General features: G+C 62.2%; 11 protein-coding genes. 7 read left to right on the top strand and 4 right to left on the bottom strand.

All coding sequences use genetic code 11. The features are described 5' to 3' along the window. Positions 1-63 precede the first annotated feature (63 nt). A complete protein-coding gene (locus tag ACQ4WY_RS12910) occupies positions 64-573 on the top strand; it encodes a DUF1993 domain-containing protein (RefSeq protein ID WP_307779327.1) in 510 nt (169 codons plus the stop codon). Positions 574-681: 108 nt separating this feature from the next. On the opposite strand, the gene ACQ4WY_RS12905 is transcribed toward ACQ4WY_RS12910, so the two are convergent. Continuing rightward, the gene (locus ACQ4WY_RS12905; RefSeq protein ID WP_436504323.1) at positions 682-1,248 is read right to left on the bottom strand and encodes a glycine zipper 2TM domain-containing protein; all 567 of its coding nucleotides are present in this window, start codon (positions 1,246-1,248) and stop codon (positions 682-684) included. 164 nt (positions 1,249-1,412) lie between these two features. Between ACQ4WY_RS12905 and ACQ4WY_RS12900 the strand changes: the two genes are divergently transcribed. From ACQ4WY_RS12900 to ACQ4WY_RS12875, 6 genes are all read left to right on the top strand, one after another. After that, the gene (locus tag ACQ4WY_RS12900; RefSeq protein WP_353659677.1) at positions 1,413-2,525 is read left to right on the top strand and encodes an NADH:flavin oxidoreductase/NADH oxidase; all 1,113 of its coding nucleotides are present in this window, start codon (positions 1,413-1,415) and stop codon (positions 2,523-2,525) included. Between the two features lie 160 nt (positions 2,526-2,685). After that, positions 2,686-4,269, top strand: a complete 1,584-nt coding sequence (locus ACQ4WY_RS12895; protein ID WP_436504322.1) for an ATP-binding cassette domain-containing protein — start codon at positions 2,686-2,688, stop codon at positions 4,267-4,269. A 254-nt stretch (positions 4,270-4,523) separates the two neighbouring features. Continuing rightward, on the top strand, positions 4,524-4,982 hold the full coding sequence (locus ACQ4WY_RS12890) for a RidA family protein (protein ID WP_034778908.1): 459 nt from the start codon (positions 4,524-4,526) through the stop codon (positions 4,980-4,982). A 116-nt stretch (positions 4,983-5,098) separates the two neighbouring features. Then, the gene (locus ACQ4WY_RS12885; protein ID WP_353659679.1) at positions 5,099-6,529 is read left to right on the top strand and encodes an amino acid permease; all 1,431 of its coding nucleotides are present in this window, start codon (positions 5,099-5,101) and stop codon (positions 6,527-6,529) included. Positions 6,530-6,947: 418 nt separating this feature from the next. Next, on the top strand, positions 6,948-8,420 hold the full coding sequence (locus ACQ4WY_RS12880; RefSeq protein ID WP_436504320.1) for an amino acid permease: 1,473 nt from the start codon (positions 6,948-6,950) through the stop codon (positions 8,418-8,420). A gap of 67 nt (positions 8,421-8,487) precedes the next feature. Beyond that, the gene (locus tag ACQ4WY_RS12875; protein WP_436504319.1) at positions 8,488-10,437 is read left to right on the top strand and encodes a S9 family peptidase; all 1,950 of its coding nucleotides are present in this window, start codon (positions 8,488-8,490) and stop codon (positions 10,435-10,437) included. A 91-nt stretch (positions 10,438-10,528) separates the two neighbouring features. On the opposite strand, the gene ACQ4WY_RS12870 is transcribed toward ACQ4WY_RS12875, so the two are convergent. From ACQ4WY_RS12870 to ACQ4WY_RS12860, 3 genes are all read right to left on the bottom strand, one after another. Then, positions 10,529-12,481, bottom strand: a complete 1,953-nt coding sequence (locus ACQ4WY_RS12870; protein WP_436504318.1) for an acid phosphatase — start codon at positions 12,479-12,481, stop codon at positions 10,529-10,531. A 94-nt stretch (positions 12,482-12,575) separates the two neighbouring features. Next, positions 12,576-14,726 carry an FUSC family protein gene (locus ACQ4WY_RS12865; RefSeq protein ID WP_436504317.1) on the bottom strand — a complete coding sequence of 717 codons (2,151 nt, stop codon included), beginning with the start codon at positions 14,724-14,726 and terminating at the stop codon, positions 12,576-12,578. A 90-nt stretch (positions 14,727-14,816) separates the two neighbouring features. Then, positions 14,817-16,505: a M14 family zinc carboxypeptidase gene (locus ACQ4WY_RS12860; RefSeq protein WP_436504316.1), complete on the bottom strand. Its 1,689-nt coding sequence runs from the start codon at positions 16,503-16,505 to the stop codon at positions 14,817-14,819. Positions 16,506-16,604 lie beyond the last annotated feature (99 nt).

Below are 16,604 nucleotides of genomic sequence, written 5' to 3'. Positions count from 1 at the left end.
GCGCGCTGCCGGAAAACAGCGCCTCGGGTACACTGGCTCATCGTTCACTATCAGGAGTTCGCCATGTCCGTGTCCATGTATCAGGCAACCATCCCCGTCTTCATTCGCGGCTTGCGGGTCGTCTCGGCCCTGCTGGAAAAAGCGCAAGCCCATGTGGAGGAAGATGGCATCGTGCCCGAGATTTTACTGGGCGCGCAGCTGGCGCCCGACATGCTGGACTTGACGGCGCAGGTGCAGCGCGCCAGCGATACGTCGAAGATGTCGGTCGAGCGCCTGAGCGGTGTGCCGGCGCCGAAGTTCGAGGATAACGAAACGTCGTTCGAACAGTTACAAGAGCGCATCGCCAACACCATCGCCTACATCGACAGCGTGAATGCGGGCCAGATGGCGGGCAGCGCGCAGAAGGAAGTGGTGCTGAACTGGACCGACGAAGGAACGACATTCTCGGGCGACAATTACCTGCTCAGCTTTGCCTTACCGAACTTCTATTTTCACGTCTCCATGGTCCACGCCATCCTGAGAAACAATGGCGTGGCCGTGGGCAAGCTTGACTATCTGGGCCCTTACGACTGATAGGTCTGAAAAACCGTCGCGAGCGGCGATGATTTGTGGCCGAGAAGCGCAACCGTACTGGAGTACGGTGAGCATCGCAGGCCGCAAAGCGCGACGCGCAGCAGGTTTTTAACGCTGTGGCGGCTGTTGAACTTGATTCTGCACCGCATTGCCCAGCATGCCGCCGCCGATCACGCCGGCCACCGTTGCCAGCGCCTTGCCGCGGCCGCCACCGACCTGATTGCCGATCAAGCCGCCAATGACGGCGCCCGTGCCGATGCCTACGTAGTTCGGTTGTGCCGGTGCCGGCGCAGGCACTGGCTGCGGCTGGCGTACGGGTTCGCGGTAGGCTGTCTCGCGGTAGCCATCATTGTTGTCATTGTAGGCGGGGCGCGCCTGCGCCACTTGCGTATGGTGCACGACGCGCTTGTGCACGACAGGCGCCGGAGCAGGTGCCGGAGCCGCTTGCGCGACGACAGGCGCGGCAACCGGTGCCGTCACGGGAGCAGTCGCGGGCGCTGCCAGGGCTGCGGCGTTCGCCGGCGTCATGGCGGCCACGTCGGCAGGCACGTTCGCCCGCGAATTGGGCAGAATGCCGGCGATGGACGCCGCGCCCACCAGGCACAGGACCGTCACGGAAATGGCGGCGCCGGCCATCAAGGGGTGGATGCGGCTGGCGGTAGTCGTCGTGTTCATGTGTTCTCCTGGGGTGGCAAGGTGTTGCGCTGTTATTGATGTGTCCAGATTAACGGTGTGCTGCCCGCAAGGCTAGACGGTGCGCTGTATCAAACGTAAGCAGGTGTAAGCCGCGCTTTCCAAAGCACAGTAGAATCGGTGCTTCCCCTTTTCCGGAGTCCGCCATGAGCCAGCTATTCACGCCGTATGCACTGGGGCCGCTGCAGGTGGCCAACCGCATCGCCATCGCGCCCATGTGCCAGTACTCGGCCGACAACGGCAACGCCACCGACTGGCACATGATCCACCTGGGTCACCTGGCCCTGTCGGGCGCGGGCTTGCTGATGACGGAAGCGACGGCCGTCTCGCCCGAGGGACGCATCTCGGCCGAAGACCTGGGCCTGTGGTCGGATGCGAATCAAGCTGCGCTGGCAAACGTGGTGCAGGCAATCCGCCGCCACGCGCCGATTCCGCTGGTGGTGCAGCTGGGCCATGCGGGACGCAAGGCGTCGAGCCGCGCGCCCTGGCAGGGCGGAGCCTGCGTGCGCCTGGCCGATGGTGGCTGGCAAACGGTGGCGCCATCAGCCATCGCCCACGCGCCCGGCGAAACCGTGCCGATCGCCCTGGACGAGATGGGTTTGCTGCAAATCAAGGGCGCCTTTGTTGCGGCCGCCCAGCGCGTGCATGCGCTGGGCATCGAAGGCATCGAATTGCATGCGGCGCACGGTTATTTGCTGCACCAGTTCCTCTCGCCCCTGTCCAATCAGCGCACGGATGCGTATGGCGGCAGCCTGGAAAACCGCATGCGTTTCCCGCTGGAAGTCTATGAAGCCGTGCGCGCCGCCGTGCCGGCCACGGTGGCCGTAGGCGTGCGCCTTTCCGCCACCGACTGGGTCGAGGGCGGCTGGGAAATCGAGCAAAGCGTGCGCTTCGCGCAGGAACTCAAGCAACTGGGCGCCGACTTCATCCACGTCTCCAGCGGTGGGATTTCGCCGCAGCAGCAAATCCCCGTGGGCCCGGGCTACCAGGTGGCGTTTGCCGAACGCATCAAGCGCGACAGCGGCTTGCCCACCATCAGCGTGGGCTTGATCACCGAAGCGCAGCAGGCGGAAGACATCATCGCCAACGGCCAGTCCGACATGGTGGCGCTGGCGCGCGCCATCCTGTTCGACCCGCGCTGGCCCTGGCATGCGGCGGCTCAGCTGGGCGCGCAAGTGTCGGCGCCGCCGCAGTACTGGCGCTCGCAGCCGCGCGAATTCAAGCACCTGTTCGGCGACACGACCCTGGGCCAGCGCTAAGAGACCGCCTCTGCTACACTGACGCTTCTTCCCCATTTCTCCAGGACGCTTCGACATGCGCCATTGATACTGCCGTGCTGTGCACGGCCTCGCCCATCCCGCCACAGCGCCTTGCGCCGCGCGGGTTCGCCAGCCCTGTCTGCACGTACAAGGAGTATCCATGCCCGCATTACTACAACTCGACCGTCTTTCCTTTGTGCTGCCCGATGGCCGCGCCCTGTTTTCCGATTTGCAATTTGCCTTTGCCCCGCAACGTATCGGCCTCGTCGGCGATAACGGCGTGGGCAAGAGCGTCCTGGCTCGCCTGCTGGCAGGCCAGGCGCCGCCGTCTTCCGGCGCCGTGCGCTGCGATGGCAGCGTGCATTACGTGGCGCAGGAACTCGATCCGCAACACTATCCCAGCGTGGCGGCGCTGGCCGGCATGGAGAACTTACTGGTCGCGCTGGCGCGCATCGCCGCCGGCAGCATCGACGAGGCCGATTACGCACTGGTGGGCGAACGCTGGGATGCCCACGCCCGCCTGCGCCACGCGCTCGATGGACTCGATCTCCGCCATGTCGATGCCGATACGCCAACGGCTAGCCTCAGCGGTGGCGAGCGCCAGCGCATCGCCCTGCAAGGCGCCTGGCTGTCGCAGGCGGACTGGCTGGTGCTCGATGAACCGAGCAACCATCTCGACGCGCAGCAACGCGCCCGCCTGGTGGTGCAGATGACGCGCTGGCCTGGCGGCTTGCTGTTGATCAGCCATGACCGCGGCTTGCTGGAGCACGTCGATGCCATCGCCGAGTTGTCGCCCCAGGGCTTGCGCAGCTATGGCGGCAATTACACTATGTATGCGCAGCAGCGCGCGCTGGAGCAGGCCGGTTTTGCGGCGGCCCTGCAGGCGGAAAAGGCGGGCGCCAAACGCGAACAGCGCGAGGCGCAGCAGCAGGCCGAGCGCCAGCAGCGTCGTGTCGGACGTGGTGAGCGCGAGGGCCGCGAAGGCAACCAAAGCAAGCTGCTGCTGGACGCGAAAAAGGAGAAAAGCCAGGATAGCCAGGGCAAGCTGCGTGTGCGCGCCCAAGAGGCGCAGCAGGCGCGCCAGCAACGGGTGATGGTGGCCAGCGCCCGTTGTGCGCCCGAGGCCGAACGGCTGTTGCTGGCGCCCGAGAGCCTGGTACCCAACGGAAAACTGATCCTGGAGATGCGCGGGCTGGTCTTGCCGCATGGCCAGGCGCACGCCATCAACCTGGTGCTCAGCGGGCCGCGCCGCCTGGCCGTGACGGGAGACAATGGCAGCGGCAAGTCAACCCTGCTGCGCGTGATCGCCGGGCAACTGGCGCCCGCCAGCGGTGAGCTGCGCTGCCACGCGCAGGTGGCCTGGCTGGACCAGCATGCGGGACTGCAAGACGGCGAGTGGAGTGCCGTGCAACGCTTGCAGGCACGCAATAGCACTGTGGCGGAAGGGGCCTTGCGCACGCGGCTGGCGCTGCTGGGCATTGCCGGTGCGCGCGCCACCATGCCCAGCCGTTTGCTCAGCGGCGGCGAACGCATGAAGGTAGCGCTGGCGGCCGAACTGTATGCGCAGACGCCGCCGCAACTGTTGCTGCTCGACGAACCCGACAATCACCTGGATCTGGTCAGCCTGCAGGCGCTGGAGCAGATGCTGCTGCAATATCAGGGTGCGTTACTTGTGGTTTCGCACGACCAGGCATTTTTGGAAGCGATAAACCTTGACCCGGAGGGCTTGACATTGCACAAGTGACAATTGAATGAAAAAATACACGCTCGATGCCTGTAGAGCATGCTTCATGAACCGATGCTGAATTTTGTTTGATTGTCGGTATAATCCACTGAATAACCGGGCCTATTTGTGAACTAAAACTGCTGGTTCACCAATATGATGACGTTTAATCTGGCACTGTAGTCGGTCACTGCCGCGCTGCCAGGGCGTCCTCCTCCGTGCCCTGCCGTGCATGAATTTTGGTTTCGCTTATATTGTTTTCTTGGAGAAATAGCATGTCGTTTTACGAAAAACTCAAAGCCCTCAACATTGAACTGCCAGTTGTTGCCGCGCCAGCTGCCGCCTACGTGATGCATGCCCGCACGGGCAACACCGTCTTCCTGTCCGGCCACCTGGCCAAGAAGGATGGCAAGGTCTGGGTGGGTCAACTGGGCAAGGACGTCACCACGGAAGAAGGCAAGATCGCTGCGCGCGGCATCGCCATCGAACTGATCGCTACATTGCAAGACGCATGCGGCGGCGACTTGAACAAGGTCAAGCGCATCGTCAAGGTCATGAGCCTGGTCAACTCCACCTCTGCATTCACGGAACAGCACCTGGTGACCAATGGCGCCTCGGAACTGTTCGTCGAAGTCTTCGGCGACAGCGGCAAGCACGCCCGCTCCGCCTTCGGCGTGGCACAAATCCCGCTGGGCGCTTGCGTCGAGATCGAGCTGATCGCCGAACTGGCCTGATCATCTGAGCATGCCGGCGCTTGCCGCCGGCTCGCCTTTTCCTCCTTTCCAGCAAGAGCGGAACCGCCATTGGGGTGGAGGGATCGGTGTATTCAAGAAAAAAACGGAGACACGTAATGAAAACGAGTGAACAAGGCTTGCACCGCGGCCTGGGCGAGCGGCAGATCCGCCTGATGGCGCTGGGCGCCGCGATTGGCGTGGGCCTGTTTTTGGGTTCCGGCAACGCGATCAAGATGGCCGGTCCCGGCATCATGCTGTCGTATATTATCGGTGGCGCGGTCATCTTCATGATCATGCGCGCGCTGGGCGAAATGGCCGTGCACAATCCCGTGGCCGGCTCCTTCAGCCGCTATGCCCAGGATTACCTGGGACCCCTGCAAGGCTATCTGACGGGCTGGAACTACTGGTTCCTGTGGCTGGTCACCTGCGTGGCGGAAATTACCGCCGTGGCCATCTACATGGGCATCTGGTTCCCCGACGTGCCGCGCTGGATCTGGGCCCTGGCGGCCCTCGGTTCCATGGGCGCGATCAACCTGCTGGCCGTGAAAGCCTACGGCGAGTTCGAATTCTGGTTCGCCCTGATCAAGGTGGTCACCATCATCCTGATGATCGTCGGCGGCACGGGCATGATCATCTTCGGTCTGGGCAACGACGGCGTGGCCATCGGCATCTCGAACCTGTGGACGCATGGCGGCTTCTTCCCGAATGGCGCGCAGGGCGTGCTGATGTCACTGCAGATGGTGATGTTTGCCTACCTGGGCGTGGAAATGATCGGCCTGACGGCTGGCGAAGCGGCGAACCCGAAGAAATCGATTCCCGACGCCATCAATTCGGTGTTCTGGCGCATCCTGATTTTCTATGTCGGCGCACTGTTCGTCATCCTGTCGATCTACCCATGGAATGAAATCGGCACCACCGGCAGCCCCTTCGTGATGACGTTTGAACGCCTGGGCATCAAGACGGCCGCCGGCATCATCAACTTCGTCGTGCTGACGGCAGCCTTGTCGTCGTGCAATGGCGGTATCTTCAGCACCGGCCGCATGCTGTACAACCTGGCGCTGCAAGGCCAGGCGCCGAAGGCATTTGCGGAAACCACGGCCAGCGGCGTGCCGCGCCGCGCGATCCTGGTGTCGGTCTTCGCGCTGCTGCTGGGCGTGCTGCTGAACTACCTGGTACCGGAAAAAGTGTTTATCTGGGTCACGTCGATTTCCACCTTCGGCGCCGTCTGGACCTGGGGCGTGATCCTGGTCACGCAGATCCAGTTCCGCAAGACCTTGACGCCATTGGAAATCAAGAATCTGGCTTTCCGCATGCCGTTCGCGCCGTACGGTTCCTGGATTTCGCTGGCTTTCCTGGCGCTCGTAATCGGCCTGATGGCGTATTTCCCCGATACGCGCATCGCCCTGATGGTGGGACCAGCCTGGCTGATCCTGCTGACGGTGCTGTACTACGCGCTGGGCCTGGCGCCGAAAGAGCGCCGCGACGACGTGCCGCAAGGCTATGAGGCAGGCTGGCCCCCGGCTGATGCGCCACACGTCAAGAAGTAAACCAGCCTGGTTGAGCTGAGCGAAAAGCGCGCCCCTGCCCCTGCAGCGGCGCGCTTTTTCTTTCATATAAGCAATTTCTTCTTTTTCAGCACTCTTGCGGGTTTGCCGGCGCACGCCTGGCGTTGTTTCCTTGCATCAAAGTTCTGTTTAGCTGAACCGATGAAAGCCCTATAATCGCTTAGTTTTGAAAATGGACGCGATCTTTCCGGTTTTTTGCCAGGTAGGGCCGGAGCGCCGTTTTCTCTTGTTTTTACCCGTCATGTTCCTAACAACACCTGACAAAACCGTAGCGAGCGGAAGTGAGCTGTGGCTAAGAAGCGCAGCTGTGCAAATGCACAGTGAGCATCGCAGGCCGCAAATCGCGACGCGCAGCAGGTTTTGGTAAGTGTTCAAGTGCATGCCTCATAAAGGAATGCTAGTGAGCCAAACCCTGGTCCAGAAACTTTGCCGCACCAAGCCGATCGATACCACGGTCGAATATGGTGAAGGCCTCAGCAGCAGTGGCTTGAGCCGGTCCATCGGCCTGTTTTCCCTCACCATGATCGGCGTTGGCGCCACCATCGGCACGGGCATTTTCTTTACCATGGTCGAAGCCGTCCCCAAGGCGGGCCCATCGGTCGTCCTGTCTTTCCTGATCGCCGCCATCACGGCCGGCTTGACGGCCTTGTGTTACGCGGAATTGTCGTTCCGCATTCCCGCCTCCGGCTCCTCGTATTCGTTTGCCTACGCCACCGTGGGCGAGTTTCTTGCCTTCATCATGGCCGCCTGCTTGCTGCTCGAATACGGGTTGGCGGGCAGTGCCGTGGCCATCGGCTGGTCGTCCTATCTGAACAACTTCCTGGAAAATGCCTTCGGCTGGCACATCCCCGAGATGCTGCGCACGCCGATGATCGTTTCCGGTCCGCATGGCATGGAGTTTCATGCCGGCCACATCAACCTGCCGCCGATCTTTTTGATCTGCATGTGCGGCTTCTTGCTGCTGCGCGGCGCCAAGGAATCGGCCCTGATGAACGCCATCATGGTCATCATCAAGCTGGCGATCCTCGTGTTTTTCATCGTCATCGCGTTTTCCGGTTTTAACGCCGACAATTTCTTCCCTTTCTTTAATAGCGACAATAGCAAGGGCTTTGCCGGCATGACGGGGGTCACTGCGGCGGCCGGCACCGTCTTCTTCTCCTTCATCGGCCTCGATACGGTGGCGACGGCGGGTGATGAAGTGAAAAATCCCACGCGCAATGTGCCGCGCGGCATCCTTGGCGCCTTGCTCATCGTCACCGTGTTTTATTTGCTGGTGGCCGTGGCCGCCCTCGGCGCGCAACAGGCGAAATTGTTCGAAGGCCAGGAAGCGGGCCTGGCGGTGATTCTGCAAAACGTGACGGGCAAGACCTGGCCCGCGCTGGTGCTGTCGGCCGGCGCCGTCATTTCCGTCTTCAGCGTGACCCTGGTGACCATCTATGGCCAGACGCGCATCCTGTTTGCCGTCAGCCGCGACGGGCTGATCCCGAAATCGTTCCAGAAGATCCACCCGCGCACCCTGGTGCCGGTCAGCAATACCATCATCGTCTGCCTGGTGGTGGCAGTGGTGGCTGGCTCCGTCGATGCCACTTACCTGTGGGATATGGTCAGCATCGGCACCCTGACAGCCTTCATGGTGGTCTCGATCGCCGTGCCCGTGCTGCGCCACAAGCAGGGCGCCAACCGCATCGAAGGCTTCAGCGTGCCATTCGGGCCGTACGTGATTCCAGGCTTGAGCATACTGGCTTGCCTGTACATCATGCGCGATTTGCCGCATACGACGTTTATTGTGTTCAGCGTGTGGATGGCGGTGACAGTGGCCATTTACTTCTTGTACAGCATGCGGCATTCGCACCTGGGCAAGAAGGCCCGCTAATGCAGTCTGCTCCATCCAGAACCGCCGCGCTTGCCGGCGGTTTTTTTTATTTCTAACCGGAATTTACATGATGAAAATAACTGATCTGGCCGCTTGCGGCTTGCTGGCAAGCAGCCTTATGGGGAGCCTGGCGCAGGCCGCTCCTGCAAGCGAGCCGGCATTGCGCGATTACCGCGCCGTGGCCCTGTCGGCCAATGGCCAGCGCATCGCCGCCATCGAATCGAGCAAAGCGGGCGAGCAGCCGCAGCGTCCACATGCCGCCATCGTCGTGCGCGACGCCGCCAACGGCGCCATCGTGCAGCAATTCGATCCTTGCGCCGTGTGCTCCTATGACAAGCCCAGCTGGTCGCCCGATGGCAGGCAGCTGGCCTTTGTCGGCTACGACGCCAAGGCGGGCAAGGCGCAGCTGTACCTGGCCACCCTGTCGCAAGCGCAAGCGCGGATGTTGACCAGTATCAAGGGCGTGGCCAGCACGGCGCGCTGGTCGCCCGACGGCAAGCAACTGGCCGTGCTCGCCACAGTGGGAGCGCGCAAGCTGGCCGGCGCCGTGGAGGCGGGCGCGCGCCAGGTGGGCGAAGTGGGCAGCGAAGACGATGCCCAGCGCATCGCCGTCGTGCCTGTTAGCGGCGGCGAACCGCGTTTGCTGTCACCAAGCGACACTTATGTGTATGAATACAGCTGGACGCCCGATGGCCGCGGCTTTGTTGCCACTAGCGCGCAAGGCAATGGTGACAGCAACTGGTGGGTCGCCAAGCTCAGCCATATCGACGCGAACACGGGCGCCCTGCGCGTGATCGCCTCACCTGCCATGCAACTGAACCTGCCCTCGGTCTCGCCGGACGGCAAGACGGTGGTCTTCATTGGTGGCTTGATGAGCGACTTCGGCTCCATCGGCGGCGACCTGTATACGGTGCCCCTGGCCGGCGGCACGCCGCGCAATGTCACGCCGGACTATCGCGGCACCTTCAATGGCGTCGTCTGGCGCGGCGCCGGCTTGCTGGCGACGGCCCTGATCGATTCGCAGCTGGCGCTGGTGCCTGTCGATGCGCAAACCGGCCCCAAGCAACCTGTGATGCTCGGTGAGCTCAGCAGCAGCGGCAGCGATGGCCGTCTGTCGTTCAGCGCCGACGGCTTGCATGCCGCCGCCGCACAGGAAGACTTTACGCACGCCAGCTATCTGGTGGCGGGACCGGTGGGCCAGCTGAAAAAGATCACGCGTGACAATGACGGCTTTGCGCCGCAGTTGACGGTGCAGAACGTGGGCTGGAATAACGAGCAATACAAGGTGCAAGGCTGGCTGCTGGGGCCGTTGAAGATGGACGCAGGCAAGCGCTACCCGATGATCGTCAACGTGCATGGCGGCCCGGGCGCGGCCGCCTCGCCCCGTTACGTGGCTGCGAGCACCGTGATCCATGAATTGACGCAAAAGGGCTATTTCGTCTTCCTGCCGAATCCGCGCGGCAGCTTCGGCCAGGGCCAGGCATTTACGCGTGCCAACATGGCTGACTTCGGCGGCGGCGACTGGCGCGACATCCTGGCTGGCATCGATGCGGTGGAAAAAGTGGCGCCCGTCGACGGCCAGCGTCTGGGCCTGATCGGCCATTCGTATGGCGGCTTCATGACCATGTGGGGCGTCACGCATAGCGACCGCTTCAAGGCGGCCGTGGCGGGTGCGGGCGTGTCGAACTGGATCAGTTATTACGGCCAGAACGGCATCAATCAGTGGATGATTCCCTTCTTTGGCGCCTCCGCGTATGACAAGCCCGAAGTCTACCGCCGTGCCTCGCCCATCGAATCGATCAAGGCAGCCAAGACGCCGACCCTGATCTATGTAGGCGAACGCGATGTGGAAACGCCGGCCGCCCAGTCGCTGGAATTCTGGCACGGCTTGCGCGCCATGGGCGTGCCGTCCAGCCTGTTCATCTACGACGGCGAAGGCCATTCCTTCCGCAAGCCCGAGCACCAGCGCGACTTGCAAAAGCGCACCGTCGGCTGGTTCGAACGATACCTGAAGTAAGTATAAAGAAAGCCGCTCGAATGAACTGGAGCCGTCCAGCTAGTCGGCTTCAGTTCAGGAAGGCGGCGTTTTGCATGCTGGCTGATGCGTATCAAGTGTCGAGACGCAATTGCAAGCCCGTTGCCGTGTAGGTTGGCGTCACTTTAAAGCCGTCGACGCTGATCGTGTCGAACTTGCCTTTCAAGCTGGCAGCATTGATGACGCTCAAGGTGTCGCCTGCGGCCGGCTTGTAGCCATTCTGGAACGTGACGTTCAGGCTGCCGCCCGCAACCGTCATCTGACCCGCCACGCTCAATCGGCCACCCTGGCCGCTACCCAGTTTCAGCTCCAGCTTGCCTGTTGCCAGTTGCGTGTACCGGCCGGCCAGCGCCAGACTCGACTGGGCGTTGCTGACTACTGTTCCGGCGCTGACATACACATCGCCCTTGCCGAAGGCGGTGGCGGAGTTGGCTTCCAGACGTCCCGCTTCCACGTGCGTTCCACCGCTCCAGCTATTGTTGCCGCCCAGTTTCAGGGTGCCCGAACCTTGCTTGTTCAGCTTGCCTGTGCCGCTGATGTCGTTGCGCCAGCGGTCGACGGAATAGAAACCGCCCTTGGCCGCATCCATGGCCACCACAACATTGCCCGTGAAGACGGCATAGCCATCGGCGGCGGCAAACAGGTTCAGGCGGCCCCAGCCTTCAGCATCATCCATCACCGGGTAGCCCGATGGCAAGGCCGTTGTTTTCAGCACCACGCGGCGCTGCGCGTCGGACAGATACGGCAAACGCGTTTCCAACAGCACTTCCGCACCCTTCGGCACGACGGCCGGGGCATTGGCGGCGCCCGTCTGCGCGAAGCCGAAGGTCAGGCGGCGGATATAGGCGGCCTTGGTGCTGGCGTAGTCCGAAAAACGGTCGTTGGCGTTAGTACCCGAATGGGCGTAGTCATAAAAGGTGTCGGCCGTGGTGCCCGTCTTGACCATCAGGGTCGTGTGCGCCTGCGTCACGGCGGCAGCCTTGGTGGCGGCCGTGGCAGGGTCGAGCAGGTTGGCGGCGACGATGGCTTGCGCCTGAACGCGGCCGCTGATCACATCGAGCGGCGAATGCATACCGGCGATGATGCGGTTTTCACCGAGTTCCAGGCCCCGCGCTACCATTTCTTGGTAGCGCTCGGGCAAGGCATAGGCCATACCCAGCGCGCCGCGTACGGCCTCGGCCGAATGGCCGCTGGTAAAGCCTCCATCGGTCGCGGGCGTAGCGCTCTTGGCCGGTGCCAGGGCGGGAATCAGCACCACATTGCTGCTCCAGCGAAATGGTCGCGCATATTTATAGAAGCGCTTGGCCGGTTCCGTGGAACCATTGTTGCCCATGGCATTGACAAGGCCAACCACATTGCCGAATTCGGCATTGGTGCTGCCTGCCACTCCCGTGTTGGTACCGCTGTCGTTGTAGAGCTTGCTTGTCGCGTCCGGCGCTATGTCGGTGATGCTGGTGGTCTGGCGCGCTGCACTGCGCCAGGCGTCTGTCAGCGGACCCATGCCGTCGGTGATGCTGTAGCCTTTGCCGCGGCGGTCGTCCAGGTAGGCGGCCAGTTCCTGCGCCGGCGTGCGGCTGGTGGTGGCTTTCACGACAAAATCGATATTTGCGTTGTGCACGCTGGCATTGACGATGGTGCCTCCCGGCGTGCCATCGTTGGGTACGCCCGTCCAGGCGGAGGGCACGACGGCGGGGAAACCGTCCACGGCCGGCGCTGAAACGCCCGCATCGACGATTTCCGTCAACGGTTTCCAGATGTCGAGCATGCCGATCAGCACGCGCACGCCAGCATTCGTGGCGGCCGTGGCATAGCGGGCGTCGCCGCGCTGGTTGCTGGCGATATTGTCGACAAAGGGGATGGCCGTGGCCGATGGCGGCGCCGTATCGGGCGCGCCTTGGTCGGCTGGCGCTGCTGGAATGACGAGCGCCGCTTCCTGGTGATCGGAACCGCCGCAAGCGGCAAGGGCGAGGGCGGCGCTGATGGCCAGCGCCAGTGGCAGGCGCCGGGTCAGGGGAGATGCGTGCATGATTACCTTAGCTGTAAGTGGAAAAACCATCGCAGCATAGAGAGCTCAGATGACCTCCTGATGACACCACTTGCGCCTGGGCGGCCGAAAAATACTATCTGGGCGCCACGATATGCACGATCGCCGCGCTATGCACCACGATCTTGTCGGCATCTGCCTGTAACAACCGGATGCGCCTTTTGACCAACGGCCAGCCCGACCAGTCCACTTCGCTGACGGGCGGCGCGGCAAGGGGGGCCAGCGGCGCGCTAATGGCGGCCTTGTTGTCGAGCTGCTCCAGCGCGCGCGACAGGGTCAAACACACTTGCGTATGGCTGTGGCCAAGCAAGGCGTTGACGGGCGCGACAGGCAGTTGGCTGGCATGGCGCCCCAGGATCGAGCGCAGCGCCGCCACGTGGGCGACCAGCAAGTAATTTTGCACGATGAACAGGTTGATGTCTTCCACGGCCCGCTGCTTGCTGGCCGGTTCATCGAGCATGCGCACCAGTGCGGAGCTGAGGGCGGCCAGGCTGTCCATCAGGCGCTTGCGCTCGATGCGGTAGGCGAAATCATCGAAACATTTCCCCTGCAGCAGCGCGAAGCTGGCCTGCATATAGCTCAGATTCACATTCAGCACCTGGCGCACCAGGCGCGGCAGGCTCTGGTATTCCCAGTTGGCCAGCACGAAGCTGAACACGGTCGCAACAAACGCGCCGATCAGGGTGTCGATCAGGCGCTCGCTGACGAGGTTCGGGTTGCTGGGCGCCACCAGATGCATTTGCAGCAAGATCATCAGACTCACGGCGACGGCCGTGTAGCGGTAGCGCAAATAAATGAAGGTGGGTGTAGCTACGATGGAGAGGAACAAGATGGCCATCAGCACGATATTGCTGTGCACGAAGCGGATCACGATGGCCGTGACCACGCAGCCGATGATGGTGCCGATGATGCGATCGGCGCGGCGCTGGCGCGTCATACTGAAGGTGGGGCGCAGGATGATGACGATGGTGAGCACGATCCAGTAGCTGTGCGCGGCATACGGCAGCCAGTGGCCGATTAGCAAGCCCACCGAAATGGCCATCGACACGCGCAGGGCGAAGCGGAATATGGGCGAGTCCAGGCGCAAATTCGACAGCAGAGTTTTCAGTTCGTATTTCTGCTGCGACAAGAATGGCGCCATGTCCGCGCCACTCCAGAACGGCACGTCGGCATAGACTTTTTGCGTGGCCAAATGCAGTTCCGCGATCATCTTCAGAATCGCGCGGATCTTGTTGCGTTGCGCGCGCAGGGTGGCCAGCGCTTCTTGCGCGTGGCCTCCCGTCGCATGCAGGCGTGCAATCTCCGCTTCGATATCGGCCCATTCCTTGTCATAGTTGATCTGCGCATACGAGGCGCGCTTGCGCGTGACGGCGTAGGCCACGGATTCGATGTCGCGCGCCGCCTTGTAAGCCAGGTCGTGCAAGGATTTCAAGACGTCGGAGTCGGCCAGGTGCTGGCGCAGCAGCGCGTAATCCGTGTGCGTGGAAAGGATCAGTTCATATAAATCCAGCATGCACACATGCACCTGCACCACGATGGCATCCTTGCTGTTCTTGTGGCTGCGCAAAATCAGGTCGCGCGACGCCTGCTGGCGGTCGGCCAGGATGCTTTGATGGCGCACCAGCTTGTTGAACTGCTCCGTCAGATTGAAGCGCGTGTCGTAGAAATCGGCCTTGATGTCGATGTAGGCGGCCAGTTCGAACAGGGCTTCGGCCAGCACTTGCTGTTTGATGCGGTGGCGCAAGACCCAGGCGATGGCCATCGCGTAGGCGAGATAGATCAAGCCGCCCAGCATGAACAGGCCTGCGTGGTGGAACGATTGCTGCCACGTCATCTGGTGCTCCATCGACATGGTCATGATGAACAGGGCGGCCAGTTGCAAGGGCATGGACTTCTTGCCGTATACCACCATCATGCTGGCGAGAAAACTCACGAGCACGAGCACCGTCATCAAGAGCCATTGCACGGGCCCGCACAGGCTGATGAGTAAAGTGACGGCGCTGCACAGCAGCACGGAGGCCAGCATTTCGTTGAATTTGTGGCGCAGCGGGCTGGGCATGTCCATCAGGGTCGTGCACAGGGCGCCGATGCACACCGTCATGGCGGTGGCGCTGTCGCTGATTTCCTGGACCAGCAAGGCCAGGCCGACCAGTCCAATGGCCACGCGCAAGCCCAGGTAAAAATAATGGCTGTATATAAAGGTGCGCAGGTTCAGTGCGTAGTGCATGGGATTACCTTGTGGGTAGGGCACAGAAAGAGGCGCCGCACCGGGGTCTCCGATGCGGCGCCAGGATATTGCATTCGCTACAGCCCGGATTTACATCAGGGCAATGACGGGATAACGCCGCCATTCCGGCTCGGCAAAGCGCTGGCAGTGTTCAAAAATGAAGTCGAGTACGGCTTCCTGATTGCTCAGCAAGGCTGGGTTGGCCGCTTTCCACTCGGCAAACTTGGCCGCCAGGGCCGGTTCATCGCGCAGCAGTTCGGAGGCCATGTCTTCGAATACGTAATCGGAAAACGCTTCCTTCTTTTCCAGCACGCTGTTGAAGAAGCCCCAGCGGAAGAAGCTGTCATGCGCCTGTGGTTCCAGCGTTTCCACGGCGTAGCGGGCGTTGTCCTGCTCCAGGCTGATGACATAATCGCCGGCCTGCACGGTGAACTGGCCCGTGCGCGCTTCGACGTCGACCGTGTCGTGGAACATGTGGCCTTCGTAGGCCGTGGCGCGCGTGCCGACCTTGGTGATGTGGTAATAGCGCGCCGTTAGCGTCTGTTCGGTGGTGATGCGACTCATTTCGACGCCGTTCCAGCGCAGGCGCTCGATGACTTCGCGCCAGGCTTGCGGCACGACATAGGCTTTCGGCGCGGCCACGGTGACATCCGCATCGAAGCGGTTGTAATACTTGATATCGCGTTCCCACGGCTGCGAGCGGTCATACGACAGGCGCTGGTAGTCGCCCAGGACACTCGGCGTGTATTGCGCCGCATAGCCCTTGAAGGGGAAGGTCGACGGCTGTTCTTCGTTCATGCTCCAGTGGATGGGCCACTCGGCTTGCGTGCGTCCCGCCGCCTTGGCTTGCGCGCGCAATTGCTTGATCTGTTCGCCGTGTTCGATGGTGAACGCCATGGTGATGTCGAGCAGGGCGCGCATGGAAGCGTAGCGGTCGGCAAAGGGCTTGAGCATGTGCGTTTCCGGCATGAAGCCGATGACGTGATGCAGGGCCGCAAAACCGGTCGAGAAACGGGGCACTTCAAGGAATTCGGCGATGCCGTGGTCGGGGCTATCCTTGACGGGATTGACGTAAGGACAGGTGGGCCAGCCGGCTTGTTCCATGCGCGCAAAGATGTGCGGCAGCATGGTGTCTTGCAGGAAGGGACCCAGGCCATTGCCCAGCTTATCCGTCTGCGTGTGGATCAGGGTCATCGTGTACGGGTAGTCGGCGCCGTTCGACGTGTGCGTGTCGACCATCACGTCAGGATCCCAGCTGGACAGCAGGCGGTTGAACACTTGCGCGTTCAGGCTGTCGCACTTGATGAAATCGCGGTTCAAGTCCAGATGGCGGCTGTTGCCGCGGAAACCGAACTGCTCCGGGCCATCCTGGTTCACGCGCGAGGTATTGGCGCGGTTCAGGCTGCCATCGACGTTGTAGATCGGAATGAACAGCAGCACGGTGCTGCCCAGCGCCGCCAGGCGCTCCGGCTGCGTGCAAAGGTCGCGCACGATGGCCATGCAGGCGTCGATGCCTTCCGGTTCGCCCGGGTGGATGCCGTTATTGTTGAAGAATACGGTGCGGCCTGCGCGCTTGATTTGCTCGCGGTCGAACACGCCGTCGGCGCTGACGACGCCAGCGTGGATGGGCACGCCCGAATCGGACAGACCGATCTGTTCGAAATGCAGCACGTGCGGGTAGCGTGCGGCGAGATCCTTGTAGAAAGTGATGCATTCCAGCCAGGTCGTGGTCTGGTTGTGGTTACCGAGTTCGTAGGTCGTGCGCAAGTCTGGTGGCATAGCGGTCTGAGTCTGGGAGGGGGAAGGCGCGCTGGGTAAGTACGCCCGCTAGGGGCCAATTGTAGCACCGGCGCTCCTGCCTTGAGGCGCCGCAGGGGC

It is taken from the genome of Janthinobacterium salmonicoloratum (assembly GCF_051380845.1).
GTDB lineage: Bacteria > Pseudomonadota > Gammaproteobacteria > Burkholderiales > Burkholderiaceae_D > Janthinobacterium > Janthinobacterium lividum_F.
Note: the sequence above shows the minus strand (reverse complement) of the source record. Positions and strands in the feature narration are given on the sequence as shown.

Coding starts and splice junctions, on each gene's coding strand:
- ACQ4WY_RS12910 (WP_307779327.1), top strand. CDS start 64: ATGTCCGTGTCCATGTATCAGGCAACCATCCCCGTCTTCATTCGCGGC.
- ACQ4WY_RS12905 (WP_436504323.1), bottom strand. CDS start 1,248: ATGAACACGACGACTACCGCCAGCCGCATCCACCCCTTGATGGCCGGC.
- ACQ4WY_RS12900 (WP_353659677.1), top strand. CDS start 1,413: ATGAGCCAGCTATTCACGCCGTATGCACTGGGGCCGCTGCAGGTGGCC.
- ACQ4WY_RS12895 (WP_436504322.1), top strand. CDS start 2,686: ATGCCCGCATTACTACAACTCGACCGTCTTTCCTTTGTGCTGCCCGAT.
- ACQ4WY_RS12890 (WP_034778908.1), top strand. CDS start 4,524: ATGTCGTTTTACGAAAAACTCAAAGCCCTCAACATTGAACTGCCAGTT.
- ACQ4WY_RS12885 (WP_353659679.1), top strand. CDS start 5,099: ATGAAAACGAGTGAACAAGGCTTGCACCGCGGCCTGGGCGAGCGGCAG.
- ACQ4WY_RS12875 (WP_436504319.1), top strand. CDS start 8,488: ATGATGAAAATAACTGATCTGGCCGCTTGCGGCTTGCTGGCAAGCAGC.
- ACQ4WY_RS12870 (WP_436504318.1), bottom strand. CDS start 12,481: ATGCACGCATCTCCCCTGACCCGGCGCCTGCCACTGGCGCTGGCCATC.
- ACQ4WY_RS12865 (WP_436504317.1), bottom strand. CDS start 14,726: ATGCACTACGCACTGAACCTGCGCACCTTTATATACAGCCATTATTTT.
- ACQ4WY_RS12860 (WP_436504316.1), bottom strand. CDS start 16,505: ATGCCACCAGACTTGCGCACGACCTACGAACTCGGTAACCACAACCAG.